Origin of the sequence: Nitrospira sp. (assembly GCA_035968315.1) — a bacterium.
GTDB lineage: Bacteria > Nitrospirota > Nitrospiria > Nitrospirales > Nitrospiraceae > Nitrospira_D.
The window spans coordinates 266,529-281,741 of sequence record JAVYIN010000003.1; the positions used below are offsets into that span (position 1 = coordinate 266,529).

Genomic DNA, 15,213 nt, shown 5'->3' on the forward strand with positions numbered 1-15,213 from the left:
CTCCAAGACTGCCCCAGTCATACCCCGCGATGCGTGGCCTCACTCCGGCAGCGGCACCGTCAGCCGCACCGCCGTCCCGCGCCCGCTCTCAAATGTGATCGCGCCTCCGACTTGCGCGGCCAGCCCGCGCATCAGCTGCATGCCGAACGTGGCCGACGTCTGAAGCTCGAACCCGTCCGGCAGCCCCACGCCCGTGTCCTCAACCGCAATCTCCACCTGGCCATCGCCGTTCAGCACCTGCACCCGCACCTCGCCGCTGCCGTCCTTGGGGAAAGCATATTTGAACGCGTTCGTCAGCAGCTCGTTCACGATCAGCCCAGCCGGCAGCGCCAGCTCCACCGGCAAGGTGACCGGCTGCGCGTCAACCAGAACCTCGACCTTCCCACGCATCCGCTCATACGAACGGCCAATGCTCTCCGCCAAGGCCCGCACATAGTCGCCGAACGCAATATGGGCCAGATCGCCGGAGCGATAGAGCTTCTCATGCACCAGAATCATGCTGGTGATCCGGTCCTGCAGCTCGCGAATCACCGCGAGGTCTTCATCGCTCCGGACTTTCTTCGATTGGAAGTAGAGCAGACTCGACACGAGCTGCAGGTTGTTCTTCACGCGATGATGGATCTCGCGCAGCAGCATTTCTTTTTCCTGGAGCGCTTGCGCGACCTGCAATTCCGCCAGCCGCTGCTCGGTGATGTCTTGCACCGTGCCCACCGAGCGGAAGGGCTGCCCAGACGCATCGTAAAACGTCTCGCCCCGCTCCATCACATGCTTGACCCGTCCGTCCCGCATCAGCAGCCGGTGCATAATCATGTAGGCAGTACGGTTCTGCACCGACTGCGAATAGGCCTCATTCACCATCGCCCGGTCGTCGGGATGAATGGCGTTGAGAAACCCCTCATAGGATGCCGCAAACTTCGTCTGGTCGATCTCAAAGATCTGGAAAATTTCGTCCGACCAGAACAGCCGATTCGACACCAGGTCTAATTCCCAGTTGCCGAGTTTCGCCATGGCTTGCGCCTCTTGCAGCCTCGCGTCGGCCTCACACAACGCCATCTCCCGCTCTTTTCGCTCCGAGATGTCCGTATGGGTCCCCAGCATGCGCAGCGGACGCCCTTCCGCATCCCGTTCGACAATGCTGCCGATGGAGAGCACCCACTTCCATTCGCCGGACTTCATGCGCTGCCGAAACTCCACTTCATAGGTTGGATTCTCTCCTCGGATATAGGCCTCGTAGATTCGATAGACCTTTTCCCGGTCCTCGGGATGCATCCGCGCTGCCCACTGTGCGTTGGTTTCCTTGAATGTAGCCGGATCGTAGCCCAGCATCGTCGCGTATTCATTGCTCACTTCTGCGTTCCCCGTTCGCAGGTCAAGGTCGAAAATCCCCTGTTGGGATGCCATTAGGGCCAACCGCACCCGCTCCTCGCTCACCCGCAACGCGTCCTCAGCCGCCTTGCGATCGGTAATATCACGAACCACCATCGCTACGGTGTTCGTTCTACGATCCTCCGAGGCAATGAGGCTGGTCCTGGCCTCAAACCACCGCCGCCCGCCGGGCACTTCAAGAGGATACTCCACCTCCTCCATCGTTCCGCCGGCCGAAACCCGCGCCAGCATCTCCATGAACGGCCGGCCGGATTCACGCCCTAATACTTCTTCAATCGTTCGCCCCAATATCTCGCCCTTGGGCTTAAACAACAAACTCTCATTCCCGGTCCATACATTGAGATAGGTGCCGTATTCGTCGAACTCGAACACCACATCGTCCAGCGACGTCACCAGCGCCTGCAATTGGCGCTCTTGCTGCCACAGCCGCGCCTCCGCCTGCTTGCGCTCGGCAAGATGCCGGCTTCGTTCGACCTCAATAGCAATGCGCTGGCCAAACGCGCGCAGCAGCGCCTGATCGTCTTCGGTAAATGCATGCGGCTTGTCGTCCAGCAGACAGGTCACGGCCACGACATGGCCCTCACCATCCAGCGCGGGAAATCCGCAATAGGCATAGGCCTGGTGGTCTTTCAAAAACGACGCCTCAGGAAACCGTTCGATAACACGGTCAAAGACGCGCAAGTCTTTGGTCACCTCGACGGTGGCGCAGGGCGTGATGGCCATCGGGCATCCGCCGGCGTCTCGAAACACCTGCCCCTTGACATACACGGCTTTGAACTTCAGCTCCTGACCGACAATCTCCGAGAGACATACAACCGGCACCTCGAATAACTCGCCGATCGCCCGCACTGCCTGCTCGAATACGTCCCCGGGATCACCGGACAAGGCCAGGCTTACCTCTGACAGCCGCTTCAGTTGCTGAGCCCGTGTCCGCTCACGCTCGGCAATGGCCTTCTGCTCCTGTTCCGACTGCCGCAAGGCATCGGCCAGTTGCTCGGTACGCCTCCCAAACGTCACGCCGGCCCAGAGCGCCCCCCATAACGACGCAAGCCCCAGTGAACGGTTGAAGATCCCCCAGACAAAGGGAACACCAGGCGGGGAGAGAAATAATCCAAGGATCATCAAGACCGAGCAGAACCCAGCCATGAACACGGCCTGGCGCTCACTCGCCATCCAAAGACAAGCCAGGCACAACGGCACATACAGGATAAACACCAGCACACCGAGCGGCGTCAGCCAGTCCGCGACGAACACCGCCACTGCGGCAGCGGCGATCCCGCCGATGCTCGGAACCATCTTCAATTCACCGCGCACCGGGAGAGAGAGACTGGACATGGGAGACTGCACTCCATGAGAGCGTGAACCGCCAGCGCTTTACAGACAGACCCAATGGCCCAGGACGGCCAAAGAGGCAACGCACCATGCGTTGGGCTATAATCATATAGAGCCAAATGGCTTTAGGGCAAGCAATGTCAGGGTTTTTCCCCTTGCTCAAACACCCCCTGCTTCCCTCAATGAAATGGCCAGGATGGCCTTTCCCTCAAGAAATCCTCCGGCAATTTCATCACGGCGGCTTGCCCATCGGCACAAGAAAAACGCAAGAAGCAAGGGGAGACGGCCGCTACTCGCCCACGCGCACTAAGAGCCCCTGTTCTTTGCAATACGCAAAGGTGCGGTGGAACCAGGCGATGACCGCGACGAGCAGCGCGATATTGAGCCCGCAGGCCCAGGCAAGATGCATGAGCGGCATGCCCTCCGGCGTGAGGACCGCCCGCATGCCTTCAAAAATGTGGGCCGCGGGGTTCGCCCAGGCGACCGCCTTTAGCCAGACCGGCAATACGTCCATGGGATAGAATACGCAGGAGATTGGCTGAAACAAAAACACCATGCTCCAGGCCAGCACTTCAGCCTCCTGGCCCAACCGCATGATGAGCGAGGTGGTGAAGACCCCGATGATCCAGCCTGTCACCACAAGGCTCACGACGAAGGGAAAGAGCCAGACGCCGATCAGAAAAATATTGTATCCATAGAACAGCCAGGCGCAGACCGCCATCACGATCGACACGCAGGTCACTTTAAACAGGCTCATCATCATGGTCGCGGCGAGAAACTCGCCCGGCTTCAGCGGGCTCGCAAACAGATTCATCAGGTTGCGGGCCCAGAGCTCTTCGAGAAACGAAATCGTCACCCCTTGCTGGGAGCGAAAGAGCATGTCCCAGAGAATCAACGCGCCGAGGAAGAAGGTCACGAACCCCGGCACCTGAGTCTGATAGCGGGCCAGATAGAGGGTAATGAATCCCCAGATGACCAGATCGAGAAACGGCCAGTAGAAAATCTCCATCATCCGGGGCAGGCTCCGGCGATAGAGATAGAGGTGGCGAAGCAGAATGGCCGTGATGCGATGCAGCTTCATGCAGACTCAGTGCTCATGCGAATGGGTGTCGCCGCACCCGCCGCAGTCCCCACAGCCTCGATGCGCGCCGAGCAGTTCGGCTCGCAACTGCCGCACGCCTTCAACCATATGGGATCCCGCCCGCTGCCCATCCGGCGCCCGGCGCGCGGCGAGGGCCAGGAGCGCCAGCGGCACCACGGTCAAACCTGCGGCAAACGCCCCAGTGAGCAGCCAAGGCCCCCCCGCGAGGGCCAGCAGCGCCCCGCCTACCAGCAACGGCGCCATCGCCACGGCAAGACTATTGAGCACCGCCAGCCGGCGGCAGGTCCCGCGCGTGAAGCCGATCAGGCTGACCACCAGCCAATACCATCCCCAACAGGCGCTCAGCAGCAACCCGCCGGCCACGATCCCGACCACCCCCTGTACCAACCATTCCTGCATAGCCGTTCGTTCCTTTACGACGATTCTCTGGCCAGTTTGAGAAACACCTCTTCCAAATCTGCCTGCCCGAACCGGGCGACGATTTCGGCGGCCGTACCCTCGGCCACGATCTTGCCCCGCTGCAAGAAAATGATGCGGTCCGACATGGCTTCCATTTCCTGCATATTGTGCGACGTATAGAGGATGCTGAGCCCCGACGTTCGCCTCGCCTCCTTGAGCAAAGCCCTGATCTTATGCGCGATATCGGGATCGAGGCTCGCCGTCGGCTCATCGAGAAACAGAATCTTCGGCTCCGTCAGCAAGGCCTTGGCCAGCGTCAGCCTCGTCATCTGCCCGGAGGAGAGCTTACGGGTCACCTTCTCACGAAACTCTTCCATCTCCAGCTTCGTGACGATCTCGCCGATCTTCCGTTCAACATCCGCCACCCCATAGAGGCGGGCCACCACCCGAAGGTTCTCCGCCACCGTCAGGGACATCGGCATGGAGATATACGTCGAGGAAAAATTGACCTGCTGGAGAATCTCCTCCCGATGCGACTCCAGATCCAGCCCGAACATGCGGATCGATCCGGCCGTCGGCGTGACCAGCCCCAGCAACATTTGAATGGTCGTCGTCTTGCCAGCCCCGTTCGGCCCCAGCACCCCGAGAATCTCTCCCGGCTTGATGGTAAACGAAATCCCGTTCACCGCCGTGAACGAGCCGAACCGTTTGGTGAGATCGCGGACATCGAGCACAGGCTGCGTCATCGTGGAGGTCTCGCGCATCATTTAAAACAACGCCGCGCTGATTTTTTCAGGAAGATGACAGGTCTCGCACTTCCGGCTGATGGGCTTGCCCTGATGCTCGGTTTTCCCGTCATGGCACCGGAAACAATCGGACAAGGCGCGCGCGCGGAGATACGTGCCCTCGGGATGTTCGGGGTTCCAGGGCTTGCTGTCCGCCGACACATGCCCGCGCGGGATCACGATGGGATAGCCCTTGATCGGCTTCTCGTGCACGACCCCCGAATGACAGGTCGTGCAGCCCTCGCCCTGCCCTCTGACGCCGAACGCGTCCATGTGGGCGCGATGGCTCATCACCAAGCCCACCTCCTTGACCGGCGGAGGCAGATCCCGCGCCGCGATCTCGGAGACCCGCAGAATATTCCGGTGACAGCTCAAGCACACGTCCGAGTCCACCTTGGCCTTGAGATTGTGCGCGTCGGTCGGCGTGCCAAAGAGATAGGTCACGGTATCCTTCGTCCCGTTCCAAGCCTTGTCGTGCAGCCAGCCCTCGACGCCCGGCCGGACATGGCAGGCCACACAGGTGACTTCTTTATGGGACGACGCGGCCCAGCTGTCATAGGAGGGAGCGATGGTGTGGCAACTGGCGCAAAACTTCGGATGATTCGTCAGAGGAATTGCGAGACCGCCGAAGGCGAACGCTCCGGCGACAAGGGCCAGGACGATCGTCGTGTTACGGCTCCAGTTCATGCGCGACGCGAGGAAACCGCTTCATAATGAGGGCGGCCACGCCCGTGACATCGTTCAGATCGAGCACCGGGACAGGCAGGTCGATCGGTTTATCGGAGACGACCGCCAGCAGGCCATCGGGAGACACCGGCACTTCACCGACCTGTTCCCGGATAATGACAATCTTGGGATAGCCCTCGCTCTTCCAGCCTTCGGCAATGATAAGATCGTAGGAGGAATCGAGAAACCGGTCCCGCACTTCCTCCACTTTCATTTCTTCCGGCACATCGGCAAACATCGCCAGACTGCCGCGGGACACCACGACGACGCTGCTGGCTCCCGCCCGCTTGTGCCGCCAGCTGTCCTTGCCTTCGGTATCGAGATCGAATCCATGCCCGGCATGCTTGACCGTGGCCACGCGGTATCCGGCCCGCACCAGCTCGGGAATCACCCGTTCGATCAACGTCGTCTTGCCGCTGTTCGACCGTCCAACGAATGAGACAATGGGCACGGCCATGACTTCAATCCCTTTCCTCTCAACAACAGGACGTCTTATGGCCGCCGCTGTGCGACGGCGCCGCCTGCGTGCTCCACACGGCCCCGCTCAGCAACTGCACCGTCACCAGATCGCCGGGATTCAACCGTTCGACTTCCACCGGAATATCGATCAGGCAATTGGCCTTGACCATGGAGGTCAGAATCCCTGAGCCTTGATCGCCCGTCGTCCGCACCTTGAACACGCCGTCTTCGCGCGTGAGCACGCCGCGAAGAAAATGCCGCCGATCCGTCCGCTTCGAAAATTTTTCCTGGAACACCGCATGGACGACCGGACGGCCGAAGGTGGGATGTCCGCACATCTTCAACATGGCCGGGCGGACCAACTGCTCGAACGTCACCATCGACGAGACCGGGTTGCCGGGCAGGCCGAACGCCAGCTTGCCCTGGATCTTGCCGAACGCCAGCGGCTGGCCGGGGCGGATCGCCAGCTTCCAGAAATTCATCTCGGCGCCCAGATCCCGGAACACGGCCTTGGTGAAGTCATAATCGCCCATCGAGACGCCGCCGGAGAGCACCAGAATATCGGCGTTGAGGCCATGCGAAATCTTTTCCTTCAAGGCGTCGGGCGTGTCCCGCGCAATCCCCAAGAGAAAGGGAATCCCGCCGGCTTCCTGCACGGCCGCCGCAATGCCGTAGCTGTTCGAATTGATGATTTTCTCTTCGCTGAAACGCTCGTCCAGGTCGGCCAGCTCATCGCCTGTCGAAAGAATCGCCACGCGCGGACGCTGGTAGACGAAGACAAAGGACTTGGCCAGAATGGCGAGCATGCCGGCATCGCCGGGGCGAATCTGCGTGCCCTTGGCGATGATGCAGTCGCCTTTTTTCACATCCTCGCCCTTGGGCCGAATGTTGGACCCGCGCGTCTCCGGCTTGAAGACCCGGACCGAGTCCGGCGTATGTTCCGTATCCTCGACCTTGAGCACCGTGTCGGCCCCCTGCGGGATCGGCGCGCCGGTCATGATCCGGATCGCCTGGCCAGGGCCGACCGTCTTGGAGGGCATCTTGCCCGCCGGAACATCTTCGATCACCGTCAGCGTGACCGGCTTCCCAATCGCATGCTCCTGCTTGATGTCCTCCCACCGCACGGCAAACCCGTCCATCGCGCTGTTGTCCCACGGCGGATTGTCGCGCTCGGCCACAATATCTTCACCCAGCACCCGGCCCAGCGAATCCAGGATGGAAATCTTTTCCAGGCCGAGGGTCGGCGTAGCATCGAGCACGATTTTTTGCGCGGCATGGAGCGGGGTCAACCCCGTGGTGGCGTCAGCGGCTTTCACGATCTCACTCCTATCAATGTGGCTGGCGGGGCGCGATCTTCAGCAACGACCCGCTCTTTTTGCAGAAGGCTTCGACCTTGTTCGCAATCTCGTGATAGCACTCGGCCGTGGCCGTGTCCGAATTGAACATGGCATAGGGCTCGCCCGCATCCGACTGCATCACCACTTCGGGGTCGAGCGGAATCCGGCCGAGGAACGGCACGCCCATATCGTTCGCCGACGCTTCGCCTCCGCCCTTGCGGAAGACCTCGATATGGTTGTGGCAATGCGGGCACTCCAGGCCGCTCATGTTTTCCACGATGCCGATGATGGGCACTTCGCTGTCTTTGCAGAAGGTGACCGACTTGCGCGAATCCAGCAGCGCCACTTCCTGCGGCGTCGTGATAATGACGGCTCCGCTGACCTTGCCCAGCAGATCGATCGTCGTCACCGACTCGTTGCCGGTGCCAGGCGGAAGATCGATCAGCAGGAAGTTGAGGTCCTGCCACTCGACGCCGCCCAGCAACTGATTGATGAACTCGTATTTGTACGCGTCGCGCCAGATGATCGGATCGTCCGGGTTCTGGAGCAAGAACGACATCGAGGCGATTTTCAGATTGTAGGCCTGGAAGGGGATGATGCCGCCCGAGGTGCTGATCTTCAGCTTCTGTCCCTCGGCCCCGACCATTTTCGGAATGTTGGGTCCATGAATGTCCATGTCACAAATGCCGACATGCCATCCCTTCAGCGCGAGGCTGACCGCGATATTCGTCGTGCAGGTGCTTTTGCCGACGCCGCCTTTGTTGCTCATGATGAGGACTTTATATTCGATCCGCTCCATGCGCTTCGCGACGAGCCAGCGGCTGTGGCCTTCCTTGTCCTTCTGGCAGGATTCGTTTTCGTCACAAATGGCGCAGGCCCACATATAGGTACAGGCGTCGCTGCCGCCCGAGGTCGGTGTCTGAATGATATTTAACTCACGCGGCATAATGTGTCCTTCTGTATAACGTGAAACTGGGCGGACAGGATCCGCCGCTTACCGGCGCGGGCTCCCGCTCGGCACGGCGACATACTCGCCGTCCGCCGATTTCGGCATCCCGGCTCCGCCGGGGCCGCGTCCTGCAGGACCCGCCGCGGCGGCGGGCGCCTCGGCAGGCTCTTCCGGCGCGGGTTTCCTCTTGTTGAAGAACCCTGCGCTCACGATGCCGACTTCGTAGAAAATGTACATCGGCAGCGCCATCAAACATTGGTTAAACGGGTCCGGTGTCGGGGTCAGAATGGCCGCGATGATGAACGAGCCGAGCAGCGCCCACTTCCGGTAGCGCCGCAAGAACGGCGCATCCACCCAGCCCAGCTTGGCCATCAACGTGATCGCCAGCGGCACTTCGAAAATCAGGCCGAAGACGAGCAGAAACCACAGCGCAAACCCGACGTATTGCGCAATGGAGAGCTGCGGAATGAATCCCGCGCTCACGCCGTAGGAAATCAAAAAATTCAAGGCGAAGGGCAGGACGAAGAAGAAGGAAAAGAAGACGCCCGCAAAAAACGCCAGCGTGCTGAGCGCCACAAACGGCCCGACAAAGCGGCGCTCCTGCACATGCAGCCCCGGCACCACGAACTGCCAGACCTCCAGCAGAATATAGGGCATGGCCAGCACGACGGCGAAGAGCCCGGCCACTTTGACGTTCTGCCACAAGGCTTCGGCCGGCGCGAGAAAGACGAACGGGACCGTGGGCAGATCGGTCGGCTCCCAGGACAGGGTGCTGGGCACAAACATGTTCTGCAGCGGGATGCGCAGCCACTTGACCAGGGTATCGGCGTAGAAAAACGTCGCGACGAACACGATCGCCGTGATGATCACGGCACGGGTCAGCCGGACCTGGAGCTCCACCAGGTGCTCCATGACCGGCATCTTTTTATCTTCCAGCGGCTTGAAGACCGAGTCTTGCAGCCACCGGTTGAAGTCGTTCAGCACCGCGCCCTCACCCGCACAGGACAATGCCGCGCCGGCGATCACCCATCACCGGACGCGGCATGCTCGGTCTACTTCGGATTGACTGCCACGAACAGGCTGTTACCCTGCCGGTTGACCAGCAGCACCGCCAGTTCATCCTTCTTGATCTTGTTGGCCGCCTTCAGGTACTCATCCACCGTCTTCACGGTCTCGTGGTTGACTTCCTGAATCACGTCGCCGCGCTGCAACCCCGCCGCTTCGGCTGGACCGCCCGCTTCGACGGCCGTGATGACCACCCCGGTGGTCTTGGCCGGAATATTCAGCTGGCTCATCAGCGCATTGTCCAACGCCTGAATCTTGATCGACGCCAGCACGTTGTCCGGCGGCTTGATGGCTTCGCCCTGCTCTTTCTGGGGCGCCGCTTCCTTCTTGGCCAGCAGCTCGTCGGACGGACGCTCCGCCACCTTCACCGCGATCGTCTGTTCCTTGCCGTCGCGCAACACCTTCACCAGGGCATCTTTCCCGACCATGGTGCGCGCCACGAGATTCCGAAGCTGGCTGACACTCGACACTTCCTTCCCGTTGAAGGCAATGACCACATCGCCGCGCTTGATCCCGGCCGCATGCGACGGCCCATTTTCATTCACATCGCTGATCAGCACGCCCTTCCGCTGCTCGGAGAGCTTGAACGACTTGGCCAGAGCCGGCGTGATTTCCTGAATCGCGACGCCCATCCAGCCCCGGACGACTTTGCCCGTTTTCTGGAGGCTATCGACGATATCGACCGCAATGCTGCTGGGAATCGCGAAGCCAATGCCTTCCGACCCGCCGGTCCGCGAGAAAATCGCCGTATTGATCCCGATCAGCTCGCCGTTCATGTTCACCAGCGCGCCGCCGGAATTGCCGGGATTGATCGCGGCATCGGTCTGAATGAAATCTTCATAATCGGCAATGCCGACGTTGCCCCGGCCCAAGGCGCTGATAATGCCCAGCGTCACCGTGGAACTCAGCCCGAATGGACTGCCGACCGCCAGCACCAGATCGCCGACTTGCAGCTTTTCATATTCCGCCCACTTGAGGGCGGGCAAATCCTTCGCGTCGATCTTGATGACCGCCAGATCGGTCTTGGGGTCGGTTCCCACCGTCTTGGCGGTGAACTCCCGCCGATCACTCAGCGTGACCGTAATCTGGGTCGCGCCCTCAACCACGTGGTTGTTCGTGACAATGTATCCGTTCGAATCGAAAATCACGCCTGATCCGGCGCTTTGATCGGGACGCCCATGTCCGCCTGGAGGCCCTGGAGGCATCGGAGGCGGAGTCGGCAAATCGCCCCCGCCCGGTTCCTCCCCGGGAGGCGCTCCGAACGGACCGGGAGGCAACCCGCGACGCCGGCTTTCTCCACCGCCTCCGGTCACGGCAATATTCACGACCGCCGGATTCACTTTCTTCACAATTTCAGAGAAGCCCTGGGCCAAGGCCGGAGAGGCCGCAGTCGCAACGGAGCTCTCCATGAACCCGCCCGCGACGGCCGCCGCCACAACGAGTCCACAACCAATGATGAACTTGGTCGCCTGCTGACGCCGAATGACCATACTCAGTTCCTCCCGACGGTTGATCTCACCTACCATCAATCAATCACGCTCACCGACACTGGCCCGCATGAAGCGAAGAGCCAGCCAAGCGGTACATCTTACACTAATCTTTCCTTGGGCTTCAAAGAGTAAAAGTCCCGTTCAGCCGGCCTATAAATCCCCTAGAACCTCGCACCCCGGCTTCCATCGATTCGGTTCTTCGCATGATTGTCCTCCTCTCTCTGCAATACCGCGCAGCGGATTCCTGCTCTTTTATTGTCTTCCCACCGCGCTTCCAGTACGGTACGTAGGTGAGGCCGTGAACCGGCCCGGCCATCCAGGTGAACCTCTCGCCACATGCGTTATTCCTTCGCTCTTATCGTCGCGCTGACCAGCCTCACAGCCGGCTGCGCCAGCCGATTCGACTTCCCGCCTCTCGGGGATCCTCTTCCCATCTCAGCCACACTCACCATCCCCGCTTCCATCAAAGAACTGCGCGCGGACTATATGGATCTCTGCGGGCATCCGATGCGGGAACCGCTGGGAACCCGATTGGACGCCGCGCTGATCGAGGCGTCCTCCCGAACCTTTCAATCGGTCACCTATGGAGAAAAGAGCGGGAACGCTGCCGCAGCGCTCGTGCACTTCGATTTGGCGGACTGGTCCTTTCAGCTTCAGCATGACAGAACAGAGAAACCGGGCACGGCACATATTCAATTGCATGTGCGAATCCGGGTAAGTGATCACACCGGAACGCTTTTGCGCGCATCCGATATCCTGGTGACCCGGCAAGCGCCCCTGCGCCTCGAGCCCGTGCAGGATGAATGCGCGTACAGACTTGATCCGCTGCTCCAAGAGGTCTCCGTGGAACTGGCGACGAAATTCGCCATGGAGGCTCGACAGGCTTTCAGCGGTCTGTTGCCGGCCAAACTCACGACAGGCCTGACGCCCCCCCCGCCGGCCTCTCCGGTCCCAACGGCTCCGAGCCCGGCCGCAGCGGCAACGCTTCCGTCGAAGGTGCGTTTCACCTCCATGCTGCTGGACGAGAACGGCTCCCTCACGCTTGAAGGTGGAGAACGCTTTCGCGTGCGCGTGGATGTGGCCAACACGGGATCCACTCCGGTTCACCAAGCCCGTGTGCTGCTCTCGGGCCCGGACGCACTGTTACGCCTGTTTCCCTCCACCTCGCTCACACTTCCCCCCCTTCAACCAGGCGAGGTGAAATCCGTCGAGTTCCTGGCCACGCTCCCGCCCGCAATCCCTTTGAAAAAAGCCGAGCTGCAGGTGACGGTCGAAGAATCCGCGACACAAGCACAAGCCCAAGCCCCCGCACAGATACTGGCCATCGCCCTACAACCGACCGGCATCAAAGCCGACGACGTCGATCAGATCCCGGCGGCGGCCATGGAGTTTCGCCAGCCGCAGACCTACCTCATCTCCATCGGTGTCAGCTCATACCGGGATCAGCGGCTCTTACCGCGAACATTTGCCTCGCTGGATGCCGAGATGGTCGCCGCCTATTTCATAGCGCTGGGGGGCCTTCCCGCATCGAATGTACGCGTGCTTCAAGATTGGACTGCCTCCCGATCCAATATCGACGAAGCCCTCTTAACCTGGCTTCCACCACAGATGACGAAAGAGGCCGTCGTCATCGTCTACTTCTCCGGCCAAGCCATGGTAGACCATGACGGCACGGTGCTCCTTGTCCCTTACGACGGAAGCCCGACGGCCACGACCCGTATGTATTCCCTGAAGGATTTGGAGTCGGCGCTGTCCCGTCTGAAAGCCAAGCACACGATCTTGCTCTTCGATGGAATGGTTTCGCGGCTTCATAGCGATCCCAAGACCAAACACCTGCCTCCCCGCTGGGACAGTGGCGGGGCCTCCACGATTCGCCTGATCAGCGGGGAAGCCCTCGGCGCAGGCCTTGAGGACGACAAGCATCACCACGGACTCTTTACCTACTATCTCTTGCGGGCCTTGCGCGGAGAAGCAGATTCAAACCGGGATGGCGCGGTGACACTGGGAGAACTGTCCGGCTACGTCAGCCAAAAAGTTGTATGGGCGGCAAAAACCCAATTTGCCGTGGACCAACATCCGTCTCTGTTTCCCTCGGCCAAATCGGATCATCTTCCCTCGGCCCTTGTGCTCAGCAAGCTGGCCGCCATTCGCGGAGAGCCCGTTCCGTAATCTTGGGCGGCCCTGCGAAATCAGGCGCTCCACTCACACGATCCGTCGGAACAGGAAGGGCGGGAACGCGCCGCAAAATAAAAAGGGGTGGAGGGACATCCCCCCACCCCTTTCTGAAACACCGATCCGCTTGGGAAATTACTCGCCCTTGCAGAAGCTCCGCTCGTAGTTGATGATGTTCCAGGCTTCTTCTTCGGTCACTGCGGCCGGGATCAAAGACACCATGCCCGTTCCCGCGCTGCCGTTCTTGATCACCCAGAACAACTCACCATCTTTCCGCTTCTTGTGGAACTTGCAATTCGTGAAGTCCCGGGGGCTCGGATCGAGGATCGCGCCGGCCGGTCCATCGCCCTTGCCTTCCTTACCATGGCAATTGAAGCAGGTGCCCTTCCCCTCGAACAACGCCTTACCCTTGGCAATGCTCTCCGGAGTCGACGCGACCGGATTCTTCATGGCCTTGGCATCCGCCATCTGGTCAGCAGGCACGCGGGGCTTCAGGGGATCTCTTTCCGCTGCACCCGCCACGGTGGCCGACATAAGCAGCAAGGCTGCACTGATTCCCAGGAACTTTGAGAAATAACCCATTGCACTTCCTCCTTTGTGTTGAACACACTGCACGTGAACTCGGCCGAAGGCCGCTGGCTCATTAATTCCCATATCAAAAAGACTGCGATGAAACGGGCGGACTATAGCAATCAGGTTCGATTCTTGTCAAGAAACCTTCACACCCTTTTCCCTGAGACGATGGTCCAGCCCCACCTTCAGGTGCTCCCTTCTTTTTGATCATCACAATCCCTTCGATACGCTCCGTATCGAAAGATGTATCAAGGGCCGTGCCAAAATGTGACGGGCAATGCCTGAGATAAATGAACCACTTATGGAGGGCGGACCAAACGATCGATTTCATGCCTGTAAGCCGGGACACCTTTGCGCCACAAGCGCTCCACGGATGCCCCATGCAAGCCCACTGATGGCCTGATAACTGAGAGGCCCCCCACACACCGCCCCGCACTCGACCGTTGGAAATACGATCGAGCAAGGCTCACGAGGGGATGAAGGGAAATCCCTTGGCGGGAAGGAGCAACGCCGTTAGCGCTTCAGCACCACGTCATGCGCCACTTTTCCGCTTGGACCAAACGGCTTTTGCGGCTGTCCATTGAGCGTGGCCCGCACACCGCCCGCATTGCCCAGCGTCAACACGAATTGATCCTGTCCCTTCCAATGCGCCTTCTCACCGGGACGCAAGAGGGCCTCCTGCGGGCTTCCACCATCAATCTGCACGACGACCCACGTCAGTTCGACGGCTTCAAGATCGAGCACCAATTGGTCTTCCGCTAGACTGGCTGCGCCTCCATCGATCGAGATGCTTCCCAGTGGACCGTCAGCTCCAGGCGACGCGGTCGAGACCGCCTCGGATTCCGGCTTGGTGGTGATTCCTGCCGGAGAAGCCGGCTCGATTGAGCGCGCCTCTTGAGCCGGCTTGGACGGAGCCGGAGGAGCCTCGCCCGATACGGCAGGCCCCCGCGCAGACTCCTGGCCAGGAGAGGCAGCGGATTCCGTGGCCTCTGTCGAAGCGGACGTGGTGCGCTTGGGAGTATTTAACTCGGATGTGCTCCGACGGAGCACCGACGATTGCTCACGGCTGAGCAGAAAGATGAGCGTCAGCACCGCAATCCCGATCGCCACCGCAACCGCCTTCCGGTTCGCTTGACGCTTGCGTTCTTCTTCCACCTGGCGGACTTTCAGCCGCTCGCGTTCATCCTGCTTGTCGTAAAAGGCCCCGGCTGATTGGGCAAACCGGTGAATGGCGTCTTCCTCATCCAGGCCAAGAGAACGGGCATAGGACCGGACAAATCCTTTGGCAAAGACTTGGTCCGGCAATTTTGCGAAGTTGCCGTCCTCCAGCGCCTTGACAAAGTCCGAGCGAATGCGCGTTTTCGAGGCCACTTCGTCAACCGTCAGCCCCTTCGTTTCCCGGACCTGCTTAAAGAATTCGCCGACTGATTCCATACGC

13 protein-coding genes are annotated in these 15,213 nt (G+C 60.4%); 1 reads left to right on the plus strand and 12 read right to left on the minus strand.

The window, feature by feature from the left end; translation table 11 throughout:
- Window positions 1-39 precede the first annotated feature (39 nt).
- The 10 genes from RI101_03190 to RI101_03235 all read right to left on the minus strand — a co-directional run bounded on the left by RI101_03190 (window position 40) and on the right by RI101_03235 (window position 11,030).
- Window positions 40-2,721: a PAS domain-containing protein gene (locus tag RI101_03190; GenBank protein MEC4889045.1), complete on the minus strand. Its 2,682-nt coding sequence runs from the start codon at window positions 2,719-2,721 to the stop codon at window positions 40-42.
- Window positions 2,722-3,007: 286 nt separating this feature from the next.
- On the minus strand, window positions 3,008-3,799 hold the full coding sequence (locus tag RI101_03195; GenBank protein MEC4889046.1) for an ABC transporter permease: 792 nt from the start codon (window positions 3,797-3,799) through the stop codon (window positions 3,008-3,010).
- Between the two features lie 6 nt (window positions 3,800-3,805).
- Window positions 3,806-4,219, minus strand: coding sequence for a hypothetical protein (locus tag RI101_03200; GenBank protein MEC4889047.1), 414 nt, complete (start codon window positions 4,217-4,219; stop codon window positions 3,806-3,808).
- A 14-nt stretch (window positions 4,220-4,233) separates the two neighbouring features.
- Window positions 4,234-4,986, minus strand: coding sequence for an ABC transporter ATP-binding protein (locus RI101_03205; GenBank protein MEC4889048.1), 753 nt, complete (start codon window positions 4,984-4,986; stop codon window positions 4,234-4,236).
- Window positions 4,987-5,691, minus strand: coding sequence for a NapC/NirT family cytochrome c (locus tag RI101_03210; protein ID MEC4889049.1), 705 nt, complete (start codon window positions 5,689-5,691; stop codon window positions 4,987-4,989). It abuts the gene before it with no gap.
- The gene (gene mobB / locus RI101_03215; protein ID MEC4889050.1) at window positions 5,675-6,187 is read right to left on the minus strand and encodes a molybdopterin-guanine dinucleotide biosynthesis protein B; all 513 of its coding nucleotides are present in this window, start codon (window positions 6,185-6,187) and stop codon (window positions 5,675-5,677) included. The genes RI101_03210 and mobB overlap by 17 nt, the downstream gene beginning before the upstream one ends.
- A 19-nt stretch (window positions 6,188-6,206) precedes the next feature.
- Window positions 6,207-7,505 (minus strand): molybdopterin molybdotransferase MoeA, encoded by a 1,299-nt coding sequence (locus tag RI101_03220; protein MEC4889051.1) that lies wholly within the window; start codon window positions 7,503-7,505, stop codon window positions 6,207-6,209.
- A 13-nt stretch (window positions 7,506-7,518) separates the two neighbouring features.
- The gene (locus RI101_03225; GenBank protein ID MEC4889052.1) at window positions 7,519-8,472 is read right to left on the minus strand and encodes an Mrp/NBP35 family ATP-binding protein; all 954 of its coding nucleotides are present in this window, start codon (window positions 8,470-8,472) and stop codon (window positions 7,519-7,521) included.
- A gap of 48 nt (window positions 8,473-8,520) precedes the next feature.
- A complete protein-coding gene (gene tatC / locus RI101_03230) occupies window positions 8,521-9,459 on the minus strand; it encodes a twin-arginine translocase subunit TatC (GenBank protein ID MEC4889053.1) in 939 nt (312 codons plus the stop codon).
- A gap of 68 nt (window positions 9,460-9,527) precedes the next feature.
- Window positions 9,528-11,030, minus strand: coding sequence for a Do family serine endopeptidase (locus RI101_03235; protein ID MEC4889054.1), 1,503 nt, complete (start codon window positions 11,028-11,030; stop codon window positions 9,528-9,530).
- A gap of 336 nt (window positions 11,031-11,366) precedes the next feature.
- On the opposite strand from RI101_03235, the gene RI101_03240 reads away from it, so the two are divergent.
- The gene (locus RI101_03240; protein MEC4889055.1) at window positions 11,367-13,199 is read left to right on the plus strand and encodes a caspase family protein; all 1,833 of its coding nucleotides are present in this window, start codon (window positions 11,367-11,369) and stop codon (window positions 13,197-13,199) included.
- Window positions 13,200-13,337: 138 nt separating this feature from the next.
- Here the strand turns inward: RI101_03240 and RI101_03245 are convergent, their stop codons facing one another.
- Complete coding sequence (locus RI101_03245) at window positions 13,338-13,784, minus strand: cytochrome c (protein ID MEC4889056.1); 447 nt, start codon at window positions 13,782-13,784, stop codon at window positions 13,338-13,340.
- A 504-nt stretch (window positions 13,785-14,288) separates the two neighbouring features.
- Window positions 14,289-15,209 carry a DUF4115 domain-containing protein gene (locus RI101_03250; GenBank protein MEC4889057.1) on the minus strand — a complete coding sequence of 307 codons (921 nt, stop codon included), beginning with the start codon at window positions 15,207-15,209 and terminating at the stop codon, window positions 14,289-14,291.
- Window positions 15,210-15,213: the final 4 nt, after the last annotated feature.

Bases quoted from the DNA above. Each gene is read 5' to 3' on its own strand.
- RI101_03190 (MEC4889045.1), bottom strand. From the start codon at position 2,721: ATGTCCAGTCTCTCTCTCCCGGTGCGCGGTGAATTGAAGATGGTTCCG.
- RI101_03195 (MEC4889046.1), bottom strand. From the start codon at position 3,799: ATGAAGCTGCATCGCATCACGGCCATTCTGCTTCGCCACCTCTATCTC.
- RI101_03200 (MEC4889047.1), bottom strand. From the start codon at position 4,219: ATGCAGGAATGGTTGGTACAGGGGGTGGTCGGGATCGTGGCCGGCGGG.
- RI101_03205 (MEC4889048.1), bottom strand. From the start codon at position 4,986: ATGATGCGCGAGACCTCCACGATGACGCAGCCTGTGCTCGATGTCCGC.
- RI101_03210 (MEC4889049.1), bottom strand. From the start codon at position 5,691: ATGAACTGGAGCCGTAACACGACGATCGTCCTGGCCCTTGTCGCCGGA.
- mobB (MEC4889050.1), bottom strand. From the start codon at position 6,187: ATGGCCGTGCCCATTGTCTCATTCGTTGGACGGTCGAACAGCGGCAAG.
- RI101_03225 (MEC4889052.1), bottom strand. From the start codon at position 8,472: ATGCCGCGTGAGTTAAATATCATTCAGACACCGACCTCGGGCGGCAGC.
- RI101_03235 (MEC4889054.1), bottom strand. From the start codon at position 11,030: ATGGTCATTCGGCGTCAGCAGGCGACCAAGTTCATCATTGGTTGTGGA.
- RI101_03240 (MEC4889055.1), top strand. From the start codon at position 11,367: ATGCGTTATTCCTTCGCTCTTATCGTCGCGCTGACCAGCCTCACAGCC.
- RI101_03245 (MEC4889056.1), bottom strand. From the start codon at position 13,784: ATGGGTTATTTCTCAAAGTTCCTGGGAATCAGTGCAGCCTTGCTGCTT.
- RI101_03250 (MEC4889057.1), bottom strand. From the start codon at position 15,209: ATGGAATCAGTCGGCGAATTCTTTAAGCAGGTCCGGGAAACGAAGGGG.